Source organism: Roseofilum sp. (assembly GCF_982964205.1).
Genome location: NZ_CEZBFX010000027.1, coordinates 3,395 through 23,034 on the forward strand (window position 1 = coordinate 3,395; position 19,640 = coordinate 23,034).

Sequence of the window (19,640 nt, forward strand, 5' to 3'; positions counted from 1 at the left end):
TTCATGTCTACCTCCTCCTCCTCGTTACGTTGCACAGCCGAGTCGAGGGGTTTCATGTCTACATCCTCTTCCTCATTGCGTTGAATACCTAATTGTTCAGGTATTCCTGCACTCGAATCGTCTTCTTTTGTCTGTACTCCTTGACTGGGTGCAGGTTGGGGTTGATTAATTTGTTTAACAACTTGACTAGCTACTGCATCCGCTTGTTGTTCGTGAACATCCCCCGGTTCTCCAATAGTTAGTTTCGCTTGTACGGGGGCTGGATGGCCATACATTTCGTGCAGACTGGTATAGTTATAGCTCGCTGCTGGCTTAAAAGGAGGCAGTTTTTTTTCTTGGCTCTCCTTGCGTTGTACAGAGGGCAGGACTTTAGGGGCAAACCGACTAGAAGACTTCTGAGGTGCAGAACTCTGTTGGGCAGTTTTTTTGCGACGGATGTAGGAGCGCATAGTACAGAAACCCAAATTCAACAGTGAACAAATAACTATACGGGTATAGCTAAGGGAAGCATAATAACACCAATATTATATCAGTTTTGTTTTCTCTTGAGCCATTCATATTCTTAAAGTCTGCGATTCCTTACCTATTCCTTACCCGTAATAGCTTCGCGATGGCTTGAACTACTGATCGTGTCTTCTTTCCATTCTGGGCCAACCAAATCATCTAGAGAATCGTCACTCAGCCCTCCTCGTCGATTTCTTGCTTCTGCTTCTTTCAAGAAATCATAGCCAATTTGTTTCCATGCATTGGGGCCATCATATAGACCCGGAAGTTGGCGAAATTCAATCACTGCTCCACCTCTTTGGTCTTGGCCGACTGATTCCATTTTGCTTACCGATTTATTGCCACGACGAATGGGCCCAACTCCAAGATGTCTTTCAGATGTTACTGAATTGCCGGTCAGGGTCTGAGTTGTATCTTTAGAGGCAAATGTACCCAGGGAAGTATTACCTCCTGGTATCAATTTGTTGTTCTCCGATAAAATCTCCTTGTTTCCTGTTTTTAAATCGCCCTGGTATCCCGTCCAAGTTAATTTCTTTTCTCTCCCTGTTTTTTGAATTAAAAGTTTCAGGATTTTCTTTTTATTGCCAATGACATCATAATAGGTTTTCTCCGCTTCCGTAAATCCAAATTTTAGAGTTATTGTGTTTGGAGTTTTCATCAAAATCGGAGTGATATTTTTTGTGGTACTGCCGCCTGAAAAGCTTATCGCCCCTAACATATGCAAGGCTAGATGGGTAATCCAACCTTTCAATCCACGCATATTCCCCATCTCTGCGAATTTAGACTCTCTAGTTTTTTGAAATTTAGACAATGATTTTTTGAGTTCTGGGATGATTTCTTCTGCAATTTCAACTGCTCGAATAATATTGTTCCGCGAAGCGTTATAAGCTTCTTTTTCTTCTTCGCTTAGACCGGCCGCTTCCGGATTTTCATTAACATTAGTGGAGGAATATTTGGATTGTGCATACCAACTTGCCATATCACTATACTCGCGTAAGTCAATTCCGACATTGACTTGCACACTTCCTTTCCAGTTGTGGGTGGGTTCTTTGGGCAAACTGGCAAATTGAGAAATTTCAGGGTAATCAAAAGGCCCTAAGTTGAAATTAGTACGAAATGGATTCTGGGCATGTTTGGTTAAATTACTGGTCTTCTGATTAATTGTATTGACAAATTGAGTGATTTGAGATATGGATTCATCAAACTCATCTTTATTATTGGCTGGAGGGTCCATAACAATTTCCATCAATGCAGAGTTATTGCTATCTCTCCAGGGGTGATTGGGGGGTTTTTTGCCGGAGTTGACCCTCGGATTGTGATCGACCTGAGCCACAAATTTCGAGCCAGCAGCGATCGCCCCAGAAACCTTCCCAAATTCTTCTACGGAGGGTTTGTACGCGGAGTAATTACCTCTAGTATAATCAACTCTGCCATACACTGCCCCTTTCTTGTTGAGTCCCTTAGAATCGGTAGCTTCTTCACTCCCTAACTCTAAAAATGTCTTTTTATGCTCTTTGGACATATTAGCAACCCATTTTAAGCTGTTTACCATTTTCTTATTACTCTTTTTCTTCTCTAGATATTCTTGCTGTTGTGTCTCTGATAGAGTTAAAAAATACGTAACTTCATTTGGATAATCTTCTTTGAGATCTTCTAATGTGTATGTCTCACCAACATTTCTAAATTTAGCCTTGAGATCATTCTCTTTGCTATTGCCAAATTCTGCTGCCGTCCAATTGCGAAGTTTTGCCATGTTCGTCGTACTCATTTTATCAACAGGTACAGGGACTTCAATTTCTAATCCGATCGCTCGTTGGATAGTATTCTCAGAAGTGGAACTGACGGGGTTTAAATCCTGAATTGCCGCTAATGTTCTGGAGGGAGACGAATCGCCTTCTTGTTCAGAGGCTGATTGTTCCTGTTGTTGCAGATCTGGAGCGATATTTTCTTTTTTCTGTATGTCTTGACGCGGTTGAGGTTCAGGTTGATTAAGGTGGGTAAACCCTTGATGAGCTACTGTATCGGCTTGCTTTCTGTGGACATCCCCAGGTTTGCCGATGGTAAGCTTTGTTTGCACTGGTGCTGAATGGCCATATATCTCGTTCAGACTATTGTATTGATAGTGTGATGCTGGCTTAAACTGAGCTAGGGATTGTTCTTGGCTTTCCTTGCGCTGTACAGAGAGCAGAACTTTAGGCACAAACCGACTAGAAGATTGCTGAGGAGCAGAACTCTGTTGGGCAATTTTTTTGCGGCGGATGGAGCAGGGCATAATTTAGAAACCCATGGAAACAAGCTTACTGCTATTATATCAGTTGAATTCAAGTGTAAGAGTTGCTTGTAGCCCCAATTGCATCCAACTTAAAAATCTATAGTAGAGACAGTAGTTTTTACTCACAGTCAAATGAGACAAAGGGGTAGCCTATGATGGGTTTCAGTGGAGAGATACAGCGCTTTGCGCTAGGGAATAGGGAATGGGGAATAGGGAATAGGATTGTGGTACATGGCTTTGGGAATTTAAAAGTGTACTCCAGAACAGCACAAGGTTCTGTAAGTTTTAAGTTTTGAGGGTTAGAGGTAAGTATCCAGAGCCTATGCAGTATTTGAGTCTTTGTATTGGTGAGATCCATCGTCGTCTCGATCGCCACATTCGTCAACTGCAAAATCTCGATCTTGCGGATACTCCTTCCATTGATCTCGATGTACCTCCCTCGGATATGGAGGAACCGCTTCCGGCTTTAGAGCAGTTGTGCAAGGTGTTTGAGCTGTCTCCCTTTGAACGCAAGGTACTGTTGCTCTGTGCAGCGCGGACGTTGCATCCCCAGGTTCCGGCGCTCTGTGCCCATGCTCAGGAGGATGCCAATTTAACTTATCCTACGTTTCAATTGGCGATCGCTCTTTTTCCTGATGTCCATTGGGATGCTCTTCACCCCCAAAGACCGCTAAGATTATGGCATTTGCTGAGTTTAGCAGAAAATGAAGATATTACTCACACCAAACTTGAGATAGATGAGAGCATTTTACATTATTTATTGGGGAATGTTTATCAAGACGAAGAATTAGCCCTACTGCTTGAATCTGTTGCCCTTCCTGTCCCCTCTTTATCGGTATCCCATCAAAAGATTGTCGAGTTGGCTATTTCCGGTTTACTCACGTCCCATCCAGTACAATTATGCGGATGGAATTTAGAAGATAAACGGGCGATCGCCCAAAATATTGGGGACTATTTTCAACTGCCCGTACAAGTTCTGTCCAGTCGCCATTTACCTAGCGATCCGAAGGAGCTAAAACATCTGATTTTTCGCTGGCGACGGGGGAGGCTCTTAGCTCCAAGTTTACTGTTATTGGAATACAATCCGGTTAAAGGTTCAGAAATGAGCCAACAGGCGATTTTAACTGATTTTATCCAAGACTTGAAAACGCCGGTTATCATTTCTACTGCGATCCGGTTTTCTTCAGTTAATGTTCCTCTGCTGACGTTTGATGTTCCCAAACTTTCCTATTATGAACAATTGCAACTGTGGCAAACCCATTTGGGAGAGGCTACTGAAAAACTCAACGGTCATTTAGAGGGGATTACATCCCAATTTAATTTACCCTCGACGACGATTAAGGCGGCTTGTGCGACATTAGAAATCGGACTTACAGAACCGGATACTATCGGCGATCGCCTTTGGCACTTTTGCCGCTTGCAAGCTCGACCGAGTTTAGACGATCTCGCTGTTCGGATTGAAACTAAAGCCAGTTGGAACGATTTAATTTTACCCGCCCAGCATAAACAAACTTTGTATCAAATGGTTGCCCACTTACGACAGAGGGTGCGAGTGTATGAAGAGTGGGGATTTGCTGGCAATGAGCGACGCGGGTTAGGCATTAGCGCCCTGTTTTCCGGGCAAAGTGGCACCGGTAAAACGTTAGCAGCCGGGATTATTGCCCGTGAGTTAAAGTTAGATTTATATCGCATTGATTTAAGTTCAGTCGTCAGTAAATATATTGGTGAAACAGAGAAAAACTTAAAACAGGTATTTAATGCTGCCGAAATGGGGGGCGCGATCTTGTTGTTTGATGAAGCCGATGCTCTATTTGGAAAGCGTTCAGAAGTGCAGGATAGCCGCGATCGCTACGCGAATATGGAAGTCAGTTATTTACTGCAAAGTATCGAGGCTTATCAGGGATTATGCGTGCTAACCACTAACCTGAAAGGGGCGATCGATCAAGCCTTTCTGCGCCGTATCCGCTTTATTGTCCAATTTCCCTTTCCAGATCGCGACAGTCGCGAAGCCATTTGGCAGCGAATTTTTCCAGCAAAAACACCAACCAATGACTTAGATTCCCGAAAGCTTTCTAACCTCAATGTGGCTGGAGGAAACATTCGCAATATTGCCCTCAACGCCGCATTTTTAGCCGCCGATTCTGGCGAACCCGTGATGATGAAACACCTGTATGAAGCGACAAAAAGTGAGTATATTAAACTCGAGCGATTGTTAACCGAAAAAGAGATTAAAGGATGGATTAATTAATCCTCTTTTAAGGCTTACTTGATGCCACTTCCATACAAGGTTCTCCCTTACAGGGATTAACTTCAACCAACACATGAGAAAGGGCAGAAATGGGGGCAAGAAGCGTTTTATAATATTCAGGTTTTTGGGGATAGTGGGTAACCAGGGAAATGGTTGCGGCTAAATGATCTTCACTCAGATACCAGACATGCAAATCCACGACCCGATTATCTGCATCCTGTTCAATCTGATGAATAATATCGAGCTTGGTTTTTTTGTCGATCGCCCCATCAAGCAACACAGCACTGGTTTCTCGCAACAGATTATAAGACCATTTGCTAATCACCATCGCTCCGATCGCACCCATAGCAGCATCCATCCAGATCCAACCCAGAAACTTGCCAGCAAACAGAGCCAGTATTGCCAAAATCGAGGTTAAAGCATCAGCTAACACATGGAAATAGGCAGCACGAAGATTATGATCGTGATGCTCGTGATGCTCGCGATCGTGATGTTCGTGAGTATGATCGTGATGATCCTCTAACAACAGAGCGCTCACTAAATTCACGACCAAACCAATCACCGCAACAATAATCGCCTCATTAAACTGAATCGCTTCCGGTTGTAATAAACGACCAATGGACTCCACTACCATCACACAAGCAACCACTGCCAGAGCCACCGCACTAGCAAACCCTCCAAGAGTACTAACTTTACCCGTGCCAAACGTATATCTAGGGTTATTGGCATGAGAGCGAGCATATTGATAGGCAAATAACGTAATTCCAAAGGCAGCCAGATGGGTAGCCATGTGCCAGCCATCAGCCAGTAAAGCCATGGAACCAAAAATTGTACCGGCTACAATCTCACCAATCATTGTGACCAGGGTAAGAGCCGTCACGATTTGGGTTTTTCGTTCGGCACTATGGCGATCGACTAAAAAATCATGGGAATGTTGCCATTCTTCGAGGTGATGAATATGCATAAATCGATCAACTCACTCCTACGTGGATTAATTGAAAGTCTTATGGGGTAAAAAAATAGGAAAATCAGGAGATGTAGAGATCTCCGATTACTTCCCATTACTTTTTACTTTCGACTTAATTTAATACTCTACCAATTTAGCGATCTAATAGTCTACCAATTCTGCTCGTAACCCAGTATTACGGACTAACTCTAGCCTGTCTTGGGCTTCTTCTACCGTTGCAAATGCACCGACTTGAAGCACCGATCGCCCTTGGTAAGAACTGCGGAAGGCATCCGGAACTACAGATTTTACCTGGTTTTGTTCTTGGGTAGAGGAAGCATACACAATCACTCGATAGCGCAAGCCTAAAGCAGAAGCCACGCTAGTCGGAGGTGGTGGTGGTGTTCCCGGCGCACTGGCTCGGTTAGGAATGCGACCAGCATAGCGGTTATCTCCCAAAGGAATATCGATATTGGGAACGGGAAGGGGATCTAAGTTAGGAACTTGGGAGGTGACTGAAGAACTACGGTTGGGAGCAGGAAGGGGCGATCGCTGGGGGGCAGGAGGTGCAGGAAGAGGTGTTCTGGATTGGGGAGGGGGAACAGGAATGGGAATCGGTGCAGGAGTAGGGGAGTTATTCGTTGGAGGAGGAGCAACGGGACGAGAAGGGGTAGGTAGCAGTAAGGGAGGGGGACTCGGACGCGAGTTTTCTGGAGCCGACTGAATCAAGGCAGCCGTTCCTTGGAAGTCCAGACGACCCGCAATACGACGGGTAATCAGTTGATTGCCATAGGCAGGAATCGTATTTTTCGCACCTTGAGCATTAATATCATATTCGCCATTATTACTGAATTGATTGTTTCCTGGTTCATTCGATGTACCGAGATTAGGTTGAGATTCAGAGATCGCCACTAACCCATTACGCCGATTATTCTCGATGCGATTTTCCCGTAAAATGGGGGTTGCTTTGGCTTGCACGACAACACCATCGCGATTATTGATAATTTGATTATTGATAATTAAGGGTGTAGCATTTTGATTGATGTTAATGCCAAATCCGGTATTGTCAAAGACATTATCCCGGACTTCTGGATTCGATGTGCCATAGATGGTCATGCCATTGGCTCCATTGCCGGTAAAATGGTTACTCCGAATCACAGAGCCACTTCTACCCGTGATGGAGATGCCATCATGCACATTCCCGGTAAATGTATTATCCGCAACCACTAAAGAACTCGATTCAATCCATAATCCATAACCGCGACCATTGGGGTTGGTTACTGTTACGCCAGCCAGAGCAGCGTCATTTGCTCCCAGGAGGGTAATATTTTGCCGGGCAAAGGTGGGACTGAGGAAGCGTCCCCCTCCTTGAATAATCACGTTTTTCCCTTTATTATCGGGGTTCCCGACCACAATTACATTGGGTTTTAATTGAATGGGAAAAACTTCGCCCGTTTGCTGAGAATAGGTTCCCGCAGAGAGTTGAATGATATGGTTGGGGGAGGCCATCCGCAAGGCATAGGTTAAGGTTCGATAGGGTGCTTGGGATGTGCCATTTCCCGATCGATCGTTTCCGCTTTGGGGATTTACCCATAGGGTTGGCCGTTCAGTGGAGACTCCTGGGGTGAGTTGAGCGATAGATTCAGAAGCCAACACCGGTTTGGGGGCAATTGCCGTACTCAAACTCAGAGTCAGTAGGGTGAATAGAACGGTACTGGAGTTAACGATTGTTCTGTTCAAGGGAACCTCTCTGGTGGTAAGGGTGTGAGGATAGTTAAGAGTTGCACATTATGGTATCACTTGTAGTCTATGGGAGTATAGACTCAAGCGATAGGCATTTCTGAATGCTTACGCGGCGATCGGGTTCCCATCCGTAATCTGCTGGCTCTTTAGCTTGAAGCCTTAGACCCTAAGCCATACAAGCTATTGCCAATTGCCTATTGCCTATTGCCTAGCGCGAAGCACTATAAGTTTCCGGTGGAACAATGGGCGATCGCAGTATTCAGGATTTATGTACAGTATCAATACAGTATCCAGTAGTCAGCCTGATGGGAGAGTGGAAATATCATGATCCGGTTTAAAACAATGGGACTTCAACCTCGGAAATGGGTAAGCGCGGCCATGATGTCGCTGGCAATGGTCGGTGTTTCAGCACTTCCGGGATGGTCTCAACCCAATCGCCTGCTGAAAATTGGGATTGAGCAACGATTTGGCGATCGACCTGGGGAAACCTTAACGTTGAGAGCGCTATCGGGCGATCGCCTAACGCTACGCTATGCAACGACAGAGGGAGAGGCTACCCTAGACACTGATGCCGTTAAACTCCAAATTGAGATGAAGCCTCTACCCCAACCGATGGTTGAGGAACGAGTAGTCTTAAGTACCCATCGCAGCTTTGAAAGTGCCGAACATGATGCCCACAAATGGCGAGAACGGGGTTTAGAGGTCGAAGTTGCTAATCCCGATCGCTGGCAAGTTTGGGCCAAGCGCGAGGTATATAATACGCCCCTACTGCGCCGCATGTTGCTCGATAGCTTAAAGTCTGAAGGCAATACCATCGCCCATATCGAGACCAAAGTATTACGCCACTATCCCCAAGCCTATTGGGTGGTGAATGGGTATCGATATAACCGTCGTGCTGTGGATATCAGCAGTGGTAATAACCGGATTCAAGTGGTACATCCTGAAGGAGTGACCCGATTATATGGCGGTTCCTTGCGAATGCAACCCAACGCCTATGGCAATTACACCTTGGTCAATTTTGTCCCCTTAGAGACCTATTTACGGGGCGTGGTTCCCCATGAAATCGGCCCCCAAGCTCCCCCCGCAGCCGTAGAAGCCCAAGCCATTCTAGCGCGAACCTATACCCTAAGAAACTTACGCCGCTTTGGTATTGATGATTATGAACTCTGTGCGACCACAGATTGTCAGGTTTATTGGGGGTTAGGAGATGCTTCAGCTAGAGCGGATCGGGCGATCGCCGCGACTCGCTCTTTAGTTGCCACCTACGAGAATGAATTGGTCGATGCCCTCTATTCTTCCACCACCGGTGGCATTACTGCACCCTTTGAAGATGTTTGGAATGGCCCGGCACGACCCTATCTGCAAGCGAGGGTTGATTCGACCGGGCTAGTATGGGATTTAGCCCAAAAAAGCTTGGGCAATGAAGCGAATTTACGGGAATTTCTCAATCTGAAACAGGGATTTAATGAAACTGGGTGGAACCGTTTCCGGTGGAGCTATAGCACTTCCTTAAAAGATATGACCGAGTTCTTGAACAAATATTTGGGCAACCGCAACCATCCCATGACGGGTATCCAAAAAATTGAGAGTGTAAAAATAACTGAGAGATCGCCATCGGGTCGGGTGTTAACGATGGAAGTGCAAACCGATAAGGGGCCCTTAGAAATTAGTAAAGACCAAATTCGCAACGCCTTTTATCCTCCCATTAGTACCCTCTTTTATCTTGACCCCATGTTAGATGAGAACCAAGCGCTCAAAGGCTATACCTTTGTCGGTGGGGGCTTTGGCCATGGGGTAGGATTAAGTCAAACAGGGGCTTATCGCTTGGCAGAGTTAGGTTGGAATGGGGAGAGAATCGTACAATTCTACTTCCCAGGAACTCAGATTCAACCCTTGAATGAGGCGATCGTCTTTTGGCGCGATCCAATGGTGACTGAAAATCAACGGGAAGAAGGTTAATTGATCCAGGCAATAGGTAATCTCAGTACAGGACAAAAAGCTTGAACAAAAGGCTTGAAAAGAAGAAGCAGATGGGGTTTCATCAGACTCAATCCAAGTATCTCTTTGATTTTCTCCACTGCTTACCGTTTTTGTCCTGTACTTAGAGGCAGTTACCTCCACAATTCCATTCTCTATTTTGCCGAGATTTTCACGGAAATCTGGGAAGATGTACGATCGGATGTTGAAGAAATTTATCCGAAGATCGATTTTCCTCAAATCTGCGTGTTTCCAGAAGATTTAGAGGTTTTGCTAACGGAAAAATTTTGGAATTCATAAAAATCATAGTAAAATAGAGAAGTTTCCTGAGAACTAATTTTAAACTATCTTGAACCAACCTTACCTATCCCTAAACTATGCCAACCGTTGAATATAATCTAGAATTTTGGTCAAATTATAGCTGGTCCGATCGAGGTGATGAATGGTCTCATGCTTGGGGCGGCACAGAATTTTTATGGTGGGGAACCCTGTATCCTCGGATTCAAGCCTTTATTCCCACGGGCACCATTTTAGAAATTGCCCCGGGTTATGGTCGATTTACCACCTATTTTAAGGATTATTGTCAAGAGTTAACCCTTGTTGATTTAGCTGAACCTTGTATTGAAATTTGTCAAAAACGGTTCGCTAACTATTCCCACATTAACTATTATGTGAATGATGGGAAGTCTTTAGATATGATTCCCGATCGCTCTATTGATTTCGTCTTCAGCTTTGATTCTCTGGTTCATGCTGAATCTGATGTAATGCAAGCTTACTTAATGCAGCTAGGGCGAAAACTTAAACCCAATGGATCTGGATTTTTTCATCATTCTAATATGGGTCATTTTAAGGACAGTTCCGGGAATATTACTTTTCCAAATCCCCATATGCGAGCTGAAAGTATGACCGCTAAACTGTTTGCAGAGTATTGCGATCGGGCAGGCTTGCACTGTTTAAGCCAGGAATGGATTAATTGGGGAGATAATGATGATATTCTCAAGGATTGCTTATCGACATTTAAGGTGAAAGATCCACAATGGAATCAAAATAATCGAGTGTTTAAAAATCCCCATTTTATGGAAGAGGCAAAACGACTACAAGATATTTCTGTATTGTATCGTCCTTCTCGGTTTTAATATCATAGGTGCGTTACGCTGTTGCTAACGCACCCTGCTCGTTTACGATTGCCTATTCCCTAGTTTTCCATATTCAATAATACTTTCAAGGCTCCTTTTTGTTGAGCCAATTTAAAGCCTTCTAGACCTTCCCTGAGGGGATATTCTGCTTGGATTAAACGGTTAATATCAATTTGATGCTGCTCTAGGAGAGCCAGGGCTTTGTCAAAGGGACCGCAGCGCGATCCAATTAAGGTAATTTCGTTGACGACGAGGGTGGAAGCATCTAGGGTTAGATTGCCAGTATAAGTGCTTTTTAGGACAAGGGTTCCCCGTGGACGCAGGGCGCGAGCGGCGATCGCAAATCCCTCTGGATTTCCCGTACATTCTATACTGCGATCAAATGTTCCATCTTGTACATCATCCGCAAACCCCACCTTAATTCCCAGGGCTTCTAAATTGGCTAACTTCTGCCGATGACGACCAATCGCCAACAGATCGCATCCAGTCAGAGCCAAGCTTTGAGCCACCAATTGCCCCAACTTGCCATCCCCAACCACTAAAACCCGGTCTTCAGCAGTAATCGATACCTGCTCTTGAATCTCCAAAGCTGCTGCTAACGGTTCTGTAAACGTGGCTGCATTGGTCTCAACCGTATCCGGAACTGAGTGTAAATTTTTAATCGGTAATGTTAAATAATCCGCAAATGCCCCATTCCGATTCACAATTCCCAACACCGTCCGATTTTCGCAATGGGTGGGTTCTCCGCGTTGACAAAAACGACAGGTTCCACAACTGGCATTAATTTCCCCCACCACCCGTTGATTGAGTAAATTTTCCGGCCCTTGCGCCACAACACCCACAAATTCATGACCGAGAATCCCCGTATAGGGATAGTATCCTCGCATCAATTCCAAATCCGTATTACAAATTCCCGCCCGCAACACTTTGACTAACGCTTCTCCCTCTGGAGGAGTGGGAGTAGATAAATCAGTTCGCAGTTGCAGGTTTTGATTTTCGAGCCAGATTCCTTTCATCATTAATATAAGTGCTTCGCGCTGGTCATGGCTAATGGGTAAAATAATTGTAAAATAGATTGAAGTAATTAACAATCCAATTTGTTTCGGAGTCACAGAGAGTGAAGACCATCAAAACTTCTCTCTATGAACAGGATTTTGTCCTCTGGACTGAGAAACAATCTCGCTTGATTGCCAATCGGGATTAAAAGAACCTATTACCCATTACCGCGCGTTTCATGTCTGCAACAGCGGAAAGCGCTTTATCACCATGTCTTTAACAGCGATTACTCAAAAAATAACCACTATCGGAGAAGCAGAGCAGCACTTTAATTTAGTGCAGACAGTCGCTCCTGACTTTTTTACCGAATGGCAAGTTGATTTACCGGAGTTAACGGAGACAGAAAAAACAGAATTAGATCGAATTAGAGCTAGATATCGCTATCATCGCGCTCAGGGATACAGCGCTTTGCGCTGTAACGGAGTACAGTCTCATTGAGATCGGTCATTGCGAAGGTCACGCAAGTGGAATGAAGCAATCGCAAAATCCCCCAATCTTGGCGATTGCTTCCCTGCGGTCGCAATGACAACTCACATCTACGATCAACAATGTACCTCATAGCAGCGCTTCGCGCTGTATCTGGCTGAAGGATTAGTGAATTTAGTCGTGTTATCTGCCTTATTGGAGTTGGCAGGATTTTACGATCCGCCGTTTCAAATGCAAGCCGAAGTTGCTGTTGAAGCGACAACTTCTGTCTCGGATAGTGAAGTCTCGGAGAAATTTTTACGAGGTAGAATTGATTTTTTGCTAATCTCCCAAGGAATTTGGATCGCAGTTTTGGAATCGAAAAGTAGCCAACTGAATCTAGATACGGCAATTCCCCAAACTCTTGCCTATATGATGGCGAATCCTCATCCAGAGAAACCGGCATTTGCAATGGTAACCAATGGTGGGGAATTCTTTTTTCTGAAGCTCAGTTCTCAAGGAAGGCCACAATATGATATTTCTCGCAGTTTTTCCCTGTTGCCTTTACAGAATGAATTGTGTGAGGTGCTGAGAGTTTTGAAAAACCTAGAATCGAATATTCAGCCATGATGGTTATCTAAAATACTGGCTTTGCTTAGTTTATCATTTGTCATCGAGAAGGGGAGTTCCATGGAAACTCTATCAAAAAATAAATATGCTGATCTAATTGATAAATTAATTGAACGATCGATTAAAAATGCTGAACCTATTTTATTACAAGGTGCAGCCGGTAATCCTATTGTGATTAGCGAAACAGATTGGAATGCAATTCAAGAAACTCTGTATTTACAATCTATTTCTGGCAGGTCTGAATCCCTTAAAAAGGGTGGAAAAACTCCCGTAGAAGATTGTATTGATGAATCAACCATTAGGGATGTTTTAAGCGATCGTACCCACTTAGTTTGTTCGGGTATTCTTTACTACCAAAGCAGTCACTATTCAAGGCCTCTTTTCTCTCGGCATTAATTATAAAATCATAGTAAAATAGGAAAGTTACCTTAGAACTAATTTTAAACTATCTTGAAGCAATTAACCATAGAAAATTTGCCACAGGCAGCTTCTACTAATTCTCCGAATACCGGAATTATTTTCGCGCGTCATGAAACCTTTCATCCTCGCTTTGGTTGGCTCAAGAAAGGGTTTGATAGTGCGGTAAAAGATGACAAAATTTTTCTTGCAGAGGATGCCCCTGTTCAGTTGGGAGTGGGGAAAAACATGGTAAAATCTATTCGCTATTGGTGCGGTGCGTTTAAGATTTTAGAAAACGATAGCCCCACAGCGTTTGCCAAACAGCTTTTGGGAGAAGACGGTTGGGATGCTTATCTGGAAGATCCGGCTTCCTTGTGGCTATTACATTGGTATTTCTTGAAATCTCCTTGTTCAGGGACAGCTTGGGAGGTGATTTTTAATGAATTTCGCTTAATTGAGTTTACCCAAGAAAACTTATTTAACCATTTGGTTGACTATCGCGATCGCCGTAGCTCTAAAATTGCGGACTCTTCCCTGCGTAAGGATGTGAGTTGTTTGTTGAGAATGTATGTCGAACAGCCGTCTAAATCTTGGCAGGGGGAAGATTCCCTTGATTGTCCGTTTACGGAATTAGGCTTGATTCATCGGGTGGGTGAGTCGAAATATTATACGTTTCGGATTGGCTATAAACCCAGTTTACCAGAGGCAATTATTGTTTATGCTTGTCTAGACTATGCGGCTCAAAAAGAGTCATCTGCTCGTACCATTGCTCTAGCCAATCTTCTCTATGATTTTGGCAGTCCTGGCTTAGTTTTTAAGCTGACTGAGAGTGTGATTTGCAGAGCGATTGAAATGGTGAGCCGTCAGTTTAAGATGATTCAGATTACGGATGTGGCGGGCAAGTTGCAATTGACCTTTGATGATGAACCAAAAACTTTAGCCTACAGCATACTCCAATCTTATTATGATGCTCGATAAGGAAAAAAACATGAATAAAAAAGTTTTAGCGAATTATTTTCAGTTATATCGCCGCTATTATCGCTCGGTGAATTTGGAGCGAGATATTGAACGATCGCAGGCCATCGAAGGTTATATTCTAACAGAGCGCTCTGCATCGACATTGGAGCGGATGGTTTCAGCCTTCACAGAAACTACTGCTCATAAATCCTGGACGTTAACCGGGGTGTATGGTTCGGGAAAATCGGCATTTGCTCATTATATTGCTGGATTATGTCATCCCCAAGATAGTGCCATGCGATCGCAAGCTGTTGCCATTGCGCGGGAAGCGTTTGGAGAGAATTCGCCAGTGATGGAGGCGATAAACGCACAATTACCCGATCGCGGTTTGCTCATTGCGGTTGCCACAGGACGCAGCGAACCCCTCAGTTGGACGATCGCCCGTGCTTTGGCTTCGGGAGCGGAACGGTTTTGGCAAGGGAAGGGGCGACAACCGGAGATTTTAAGGCAGTTGAGTACTTGGCAATCTGAAGCCGAGGAAGGTAAGTGTCAAGTTAGCGATCGCCAAATTCTGCAAGCGCTGCAAGAAGTCACCAATGAAGCCAATACGCATGTGCTGTTAATTCTGGATGAACTGGGTAAAAGCCTAGAGTTTGCCAGCACTAACAAAGGGGTTAGCGATTTATATTTACTACAACAAATTGCCGAACTTCAGTCCAAACCTGAGCAACAGGTCTATTTTTTAGGATTACTGCATCAATCCTTTGCGGGTTATGGCGATCGCCTCAGTACCAGCGAACAGAATGAATGGATTAAGATTCAAGGTCGCTTTGAAGACATTCCCTTTACGGATTCTCCCAGTCAAATGACTCGGTTGATCGCTCAGGCGATCTCTTTCCAGCGCTGAAACTGTATCAACTCTATGGTTATTCAGGAGATTGAGATAGCAAGCAAGGAGAAGTTGACATTTATCCGTAGTTTGCGGTATCACTATGTTAGTAGCAAATAGTATACAGCGCTTTGCGCTGTTATGAGGGACAGTGTTGAATCCTCAAAGCTATGTACCAAAAGCCTATTCCCTATTCCCTATTCCCTAGCGCAAAGCGCTATATGATACATGAATCTCTATCAAGAGTGAGCTAGATCATTCTAAGTATTGCCGCAATTATGAAAGCTGATTCAAATTCTCATACTGGAAGGATTGGAGTTGCCGGAACTCAACTGCTCTTTGAACGATTAGGATGGATCTTCCGTGAGCAAATAATAGAGGACTATGGGATTGACGCTCATGTTGAAGTAGTTGAGAATAATACAGCAACAGGTAAGCTAATTGCTCTCCAGATCAAATCTGGAAAGAGTTGGTTTAAGGAAAAAACGGCCCATGGATTTGTTTTTCGTGGCAAGAAAGAACACTTAGAATACTGGCAGAAGCATTCATTACCTGTTTTAGTTGTTTTATATGATGATGAAGGAGAAAATGCTTATTGGCAGGTCGTTAATAAGACTAATATAAAAAACACTGTAAAAGCATGGAAGCTCACTGTTCCCTTCGAGCAAAAAATAAATAGTCAATCCCTAGAAAAAATCAAAAGTTTTAGCAGTAAATTTGCCGCAACTAACGATTATACGATCCTTTTATTGCAAGATATAAGTCATGGTCGAGCCAAGAGATATAGGGCGAATATTCTTTTGAGTAAAGAATCCACAAAAGATGAAATCATAGAAATTGTGAAAACAATTAATTCTGAGTTAAGAGTTAGTCAATACCATTCAACTAAGGAACTGAAGCTTCACTGGCAAGGGAAAGAAGCTCAAGTAATTTTTCTTTACTTGTATCTTTCTCTAGATGATGTAAGCTCTGTAAACTGGATTTGTAGAACCCAATGGATCAGCAAGAAGCTTGCCCCTAAGTTCTCTCCTATTAAGCTAGACGGAGAAAACATTGATAGTGAAACTGTTATTAAGTGGAACAAAGATTATTCAGATTATGCGATTTTTTTTACCAACAATCAGCTTACAAAGGAAGTCTACTTAGATACAATCAATGATATCTTAATTCGCACAAAACCTATTGCGGATGAATCAATTCGATTAACCAATCTCTTTAAGGTACAACAAATAGATGAAAATGCTTATCTAAATCGCATGTCACACCTAGAGATTGACATGAAAAAATTGTATTTACAAGCAATTGATGTTGATTCAGCCCCAACAGAATGTAGTGATTTGAGCCAACGCTTTCAATGCTTAATGACGATGGCTCATAATATTTTACTACCTTTCTCAGAGAAAGGTTTAGAAATTTGGCCAAAAAGAAATAGGGAGTATTTAGTAAATGAAGCTATTAATGGTTATCAAAAAGAGCTTCTGCGTTTAGAATTTGAACTTGAAAAAATCAACTAATGAGAGCTTAGAATCATAGATTACCATATAATTAGTTACTTCGCTTAGTTTATCGTTGGTCATTAAGAAGGAGAATTCAATGGAAACCATTTCGGAAAATCAATACGCCGATCTAATTGATGAATTAGTTGGGCGAGCGAACGAACATAATCAACCCATTTTATTACAAGGTGCTGCCGGTAATGCTATCGTCATTAGTGAAAAAGAATGGAATGCGCTTCAAGAAACTCTTTATCTACAATCTATACCTGGGATGTCTGAATCCATTAAAGAGGGGGGACAAACTCTCATAGAAGATTGCGTTGATGAATCAACCATTAGGGATATCTTAAATGGATGAAATAGAGGAATGGGAGATCGTGTTTACTAAGCAAGCAGAAAAAGATGCTAGAAAAATCGCATCTGCTGGGCTAGGGAGACAAGTAACAAGAATTCTAGATGTAGTTAAAGATAATCCTTATGCTACCTATCCTCCCTATGAAAAATTAAGCGGGGATTTGCAGGGCTACTATTCTAGAAGAATTAATATCCAGCACCGTTTTGTTTATCAAATTTTACCAGAAGAAAAAATAATAAAAGTGATCCGAATGTGGACACACTATGAATCGTAAACTGAAAAATTGGTCGAGTTATCCTGATAGGGGATTAGTTGATTTTATGTATCGCTTACCGGATTCTAGCCAACTCAATATTGCTGCATTATCAGGATTATTCAACTCAACCACCAATTCCTATAAGTATTTATGTTTTTTATCAATCCTCGATATCCTGAAAAGACGCAATTTTGATCCGACAGAATTGGTTAGTTTTCGAGAGCTTGTAATTGAGATGCTGGCAAATGCGTGGTATGCTCATCAATACTTTAAGCTCTCCTTTGGTACAAAAGATCAGATCCCAAATAAATTAGATAGCCTTCAATTAGAGATTACCGATCCAATTTTAAGATTTACTGATACGGATAAACAGTTACTGCGCCAAACTATTGCAGCTCAAAATATAGATAAAACCGTTGTTTCCATTAGCAATTATGCTCCCTATCGGTTAATCCGTCCCTTTTTCGCACAACGGATAAGAGGACTGAAAGATTCTCAGGCGAATGCCCGAATCATTCATTTAGCCAAAGCAGAGTTTAATCGAAAAAATCCTTTATATTGCTTTAATGCTGAAAAATTCAAAGATTGTAATGCCATTGTTTTACATCCGGATTGGGTGAAATATTTTCAGGAAAATTACGCGATCGTTCGGGGCTGGATCTCGTGGGAATGGTTGCAGTATATGCAGGCACGTAACCCGAATATTCCCAATGTGGTGAATAAGCTGTTTATGCCTCAACAACGGGATTCACTCACGCAACAGAAAAATTACTGGAAAACGGTTTTAAATCATCAAGAGGTTAACTGTATTTACTCTCAGACTCGATTAGATCCCAATCAGATTTCTCTGGATCATTATTTGCCTTGGTCATTTGTCGCTCACGATCGCCTTTGGAACCTGATTCCTACCCTACCCTCGGTTAATTCGGCTAAGTCTAACAACTTGCCTGCTCCAGAGTATTTTGATAAATTTGTGCAATTACAACATTTAGGGTTAACGGTTTCTCACCAGAATTATCGTAGGAAAGAATGGCTAAAATATACCGAGTCTTTTATTGCTGAACTCAAAGTGAGCCAGGGAGAGGATTTATTGAACTTGGAAATTTTAAGTCATGCTTATGAACGCACGGTAAACCCTTTGATCGGTTTAGCCAGTCTACAAGGATTTAGTCAGGGATGGGTGTATAAAAGCTAATGCGGCAAAAAGACCAAGCAATTTACCTTGATTATCAGGCGACGACACCGGTCGATCGCCGCATCGCCGATCGCATCCTCGAAACCATGACCACCACCTTCGGGAACGCCAGCAGTATCGATCATCACTATGGTGACGAAGCTGCAAAAGCCGTGAAAAGAGCGCGTAAACAAATCGCTCAACTCGTCCATGCTGCCCCCAAAGACATCATCTTTACCTCTGGAGCTACCGAAAGCATCAATCTTGCCATTCAAGGGCACTTTCCCAAGTCTACGGGTTTGTCTCCAGCTCGTCTCATTGTTTCTCCCATTGAACACAAAGCCGTTTTAGACACTTGTCAAGCCATAGAAGATGATGGACTCGCTGAAATTGAGTGGCTCAAAGTCGATCGCCAAGCGCGAATTGACTTAGAACAGCTCGAACACCTCTGTTCCCAGGGGGCTGCTCTCCTGTGCCTGATGGCAGCCAATAACGAAGTCGGCAACATTTACCCCCTACAAACCATTGGTAACATTGTCAAAAAACATGCTGTCCCCTGGTTTTGTGATGGCTCTCAAGCTGTTGGTAAAATTCCTATCCACTTCTCCGACTGGGGAATCACCTATCTCGCCATTTCCGGCCATAAACTCTACGCTCCCAAAGGCATTGGGGCATTAGTCATCCGTCAACCCTATTCTCCCTACCCCCTGCTTTATGGTGGAGGGCAAGAGCGAGACATCCGTCCCGGAACCCTGAACACCCCCGGTATTGTCGGTTTAGGAGAAGCCTGTGCCTTACGCTACCAGGAAATGGAAGAAGATGAAACCAGAATCGCCCAAAACCGCGATCGCCTCCAATCTCTGCTCGCCGAAAATATCCCCAACCTGATCGTCAACGGCGACATCCACCACCGTTTAGCCGGAAACTTGCACATTTCCATTCCCCATATTCCTAACAGCGCCATTATTTCTAGAATCCGTCATCAACTCGCCATCTCCACCGGAGCAGCCTGTTCTTCCGGAACCCCAGCCCCCTCCCACGTTCTCCGAGCCATGCAATTGCCAGAAACTGAGATTGACGGAGCGCTACGAATCAGCCTCGGTAAATTTACTACAGAAACTGAGAGCGATCGCGCCGCTTCAATCTTAATAGAGGCGATTACGAAACTCAATCAACTCCTGAATTAAAAGCATCGCC

At 43.5% G+C, this 19,640-nt stretch carries 18 protein-coding genes and 1 pseudogene; 14 read left to right on the forward strand and 5 right to left on the reverse strand.

The window, feature by feature from the left end; all coding sequences use genetic code 11:
- Both AC3A14_RS09250 and AC3A14_RS09255 read right to left on the reverse strand, forming a co-directional pair.
- A pseudogene (locus tag AC3A14_RS09250) lies at positions 1-449 on the reverse strand (hypothetical protein); the annotation flags it as partial.
- A 134-nt stretch (positions 450-583) separates the two neighbouring features.
- Positions 584-2,257: a hypothetical protein gene (locus AC3A14_RS09255; protein ID WP_487778982.1), complete on the reverse strand. Its 1,674-nt coding sequence runs from the start codon at positions 2,255-2,257 to the stop codon at positions 584-586.
- 841 nt (positions 2,258-3,098) lie between these two features.
- Here AC3A14_RS09255 and AC3A14_RS09260 point away from each other — a divergent pair.
- A complete protein-coding gene (locus AC3A14_RS09260) occupies positions 3,099-5,024 on the forward strand; it encodes an ATP-binding protein (RefSeq protein WP_318734475.1) in 1,926 nt (641 codons plus the stop codon).
- 7 nt (positions 5,025-5,031) lie between these two features.
- On the opposite strand, the gene dmeF is transcribed toward AC3A14_RS09260, so the two are convergent.
- Positions 5,032-5,988, reverse strand: coding sequence for a CDF family Co(II)/Ni(II) efflux transporter DmeF (gene dmeF, locus AC3A14_RS09265; RefSeq protein ID WP_318734477.1), 957 nt, complete (start codon positions 5,986-5,988; stop codon positions 5,032-5,034).
- 144 nt (positions 5,989-6,132) lie between these two features.
- Entirely contained in the window at positions 6,133-7,710 is a 1,578-nt protein-coding gene (locus tag AC3A14_RS09270) for a DUF1565 domain-containing protein (RefSeq protein ID WP_318734479.1), read from the reverse strand.
- Between the two features lie 345 nt (positions 7,711-8,055).
- On the opposite strand from AC3A14_RS09270, the gene AC3A14_RS09275 reads away from it, so the two are divergent.
- The 3 genes from AC3A14_RS09275 to AC3A14_RS09285 all read left to right on the forward strand — a co-directional run bounded on the left by AC3A14_RS09275 (position 8,056) and on the right by AC3A14_RS09285 (position 10,826).
- The gene (locus tag AC3A14_RS09275; protein ID WP_318734481.1) at positions 8,056-9,672 is read left to right on the forward strand and encodes a SpoIID/LytB domain-containing protein; all 1,617 of its coding nucleotides are present in this window, start codon (positions 8,056-8,058) and stop codon (positions 9,670-9,672) included.
- Positions 9,673-9,777: 105 nt separating this feature from the next.
- Positions 9,778-9,990, forward strand: a complete 213-nt coding sequence (locus tag AC3A14_RS09280) for a hypothetical protein (RefSeq protein WP_318734485.1) — start codon at positions 9,778-9,780, stop codon at positions 9,988-9,990.
- Positions 9,991-10,067: 77 nt separating this feature from the next.
- On the forward strand, positions 10,068-10,826 hold the full coding sequence (locus AC3A14_RS09285) for a class I SAM-dependent methyltransferase (RefSeq protein ID WP_318734488.1): 759 nt from the start codon (positions 10,068-10,070) through the stop codon (positions 10,824-10,826).
- 59 nt (positions 10,827-10,885) lie between these two features.
- Here AC3A14_RS09285 and AC3A14_RS09290 read toward each other — a convergent pair whose 3' ends face one another.
- Complete coding sequence (locus tag AC3A14_RS09290) at positions 10,886-11,842, reverse strand: MDR/zinc-dependent alcohol dehydrogenase-like family protein (RefSeq protein WP_413039150.1); 957 nt, start codon at positions 11,840-11,842, stop codon at positions 10,886-10,888.
- 250 nt (positions 11,843-12,092) lie between these two features.
- On the opposite strand from AC3A14_RS09290, the gene AC3A14_RS09295 reads away from it, so the two are divergent.
- From AC3A14_RS09295 to AC3A14_RS09340, 10 genes are all read left to right on the forward strand, one after another.
- On the forward strand, positions 12,093-12,320 hold the full coding sequence (locus AC3A14_RS09295) for a hypothetical protein (protein ID WP_318699584.1): 228 nt from the start codon (positions 12,093-12,095) through the stop codon (positions 12,318-12,320).
- Between the two features lie 156 nt (positions 12,321-12,476).
- Positions 12,477-12,917, forward strand: coding sequence for a type I restriction endonuclease (locus AC3A14_RS09300; protein WP_318719711.1), 441 nt, complete (start codon positions 12,477-12,479; stop codon positions 12,915-12,917).
- 60 nt (positions 12,918-12,977) lie between these two features.
- Complete coding sequence (locus tag AC3A14_RS09305) at positions 12,978-13,313, forward strand: type II toxin-antitoxin system Phd/YefM family antitoxin (protein WP_318734494.1); 336 nt, start codon at positions 12,978-12,980, stop codon at positions 13,311-13,313.
- A gap of 54 nt (positions 13,314-13,367) precedes the next feature.
- Positions 13,368-14,294: a DUF4007 family protein gene (locus AC3A14_RS09310; RefSeq protein WP_318734496.1), complete on the forward strand. Its 927-nt coding sequence runs from the start codon at positions 13,368-13,370 to the stop codon at positions 14,292-14,294.
- Between the two features lie 10 nt (positions 14,295-14,304).
- Complete coding sequence (locus AC3A14_RS09315) at positions 14,305-15,180, forward strand: hypothetical protein (RefSeq protein WP_318734498.1); 876 nt, start codon at positions 14,305-14,307, stop codon at positions 15,178-15,180.
- A gap of 260 nt (positions 15,181-15,440) precedes the next feature.
- Entirely contained in the window at positions 15,441-16,676 is a 1,236-nt protein-coding gene (locus tag AC3A14_RS09320; protein WP_318734500.1) for a DUF4365 domain-containing protein, read from the forward strand.
- A 79-nt stretch (positions 16,677-16,755) separates the two neighbouring features.
- A complete protein-coding gene (locus AC3A14_RS09325; protein WP_318734502.1) occupies positions 16,756-17,016 on the forward strand; it encodes a type II toxin-antitoxin system Phd/YefM family antitoxin in 261 nt (86 codons plus the stop codon).
- Entirely contained in the window at positions 17,009-17,287 is a 279-nt protein-coding gene (locus AC3A14_RS09330) for a Txe/YoeB family addiction module toxin (protein WP_318734504.1), read from the forward strand. The genes AC3A14_RS09325 and AC3A14_RS09330 overlap by 8 nt, the downstream gene beginning before the upstream one ends.
- On the forward strand, positions 17,277-18,464 hold the full coding sequence (locus AC3A14_RS09335; protein ID WP_318734507.1) for an HNH endonuclease domain-containing protein: 1,188 nt from the start codon (positions 17,277-17,279) through the stop codon (positions 18,462-18,464). Before AC3A14_RS09330 ends, AC3A14_RS09335 begins: the two co-directional genes overlap by 11 nt.
- Positions 18,464-19,630, forward strand: coding sequence for a cysteine desulfurase family protein (locus AC3A14_RS09340; protein ID WP_487778983.1), 1,167 nt, complete (start codon positions 18,464-18,466; stop codon positions 19,628-19,630). The genes AC3A14_RS09335 and AC3A14_RS09340 overlap by 1 nt, the downstream gene beginning before the upstream one ends.
- Positions 19,631-19,640 lie beyond the last annotated feature (10 nt).